We start from the raw sequence: 819 nt of genomic DNA on the forward strand, positions 1-819 counted from the left end.
TGCGCGTCGCGCTGAGAGCTGTGCACGGGCGAGGCGTGCTGGTAGACGTGCGGGTACACGCACGATACGCTGTGGTTGCCGCGGAGCTGTCGCGGGCGCGGCTGCTCGCGCTTCACGCTCGGCAGCGCGCGGCTCGCGTCGGGCCGTGCGGCCACGGGCGGCGCATTGCCGGTCGAGTTGTTCTGCGCGTCGGCCGGCAGCGATTCGACGTAGCGGAGCTCGTCGTCGGTGTCGTTGTAGCGGAGCACGGCGGGCGGCGCGCCGTCGACGACCACGTACGGGCGCGGGATCACGTCGCTGTACCTCAGCAGCCAGTATTCGGCGACGAACGGCAGCTCGACGCGCTCGCCCGGCGCCAGCCGCACCGAGCCCGGTTGCGGCGTCAGTTCGTACAGGTCGCCGGTGAGCCGCCGCAGCGCGAAGCCGGGGCGGTCGATCCGCAGCAGGCGGCGGATGCTGTGCAGGTAGAGCTTCCAGCCGCCGTCGGCGATCGCCTGGTGGCCGCGGTTCTGCAGGATCAGGCGGCCGGTCGCGCAGGCCGCGCCGTCGGCGCCGAGATCGGCGCACGGCACGCCGGCCGCGGCGGCATGATTGTTGTCGACGGCGACGCGCAACGCGAGGCCGTTCGACAACCGCGCCGCGAGATCGGCCGGCGGCACGGGTGGACGGACGGCGCCGGCCGTCGCGACCGCCGCGCTCGACGCTGGCAGCGCGCCGAGCGCGACCGGCGACAGTGCCGCGACCAGCAGGCCGGCAAACAGGGTAGGCAAGGTTCGGTTCATGCGGACTCCTGAGAAAAAAGGGGCGCAGCGGCGTCAC

General features: G+C 73.4%; 1 protein-coding gene. It reads right to left on the reverse strand.

The annotated features are described in order from the left end of the window. On the reverse strand, positions 1–782 hold a 782-nt coding region (locus G3N64_RS39190; RefSeq protein ID WP_241021448.1), incomplete at its 3' end, for a carbohydate-binding domain-containing protein. Positions 783–819: the final 37 nt, after the last annotated feature.

This window comes from Burkholderia sp. Ac-20344 (genome assembly GCF_017104975.1).
Taxonomy (GTDB): Bacteria; Pseudomonadota; Gammaproteobacteria; order Burkholderiales; family Burkholderiaceae; genus Burkholderia.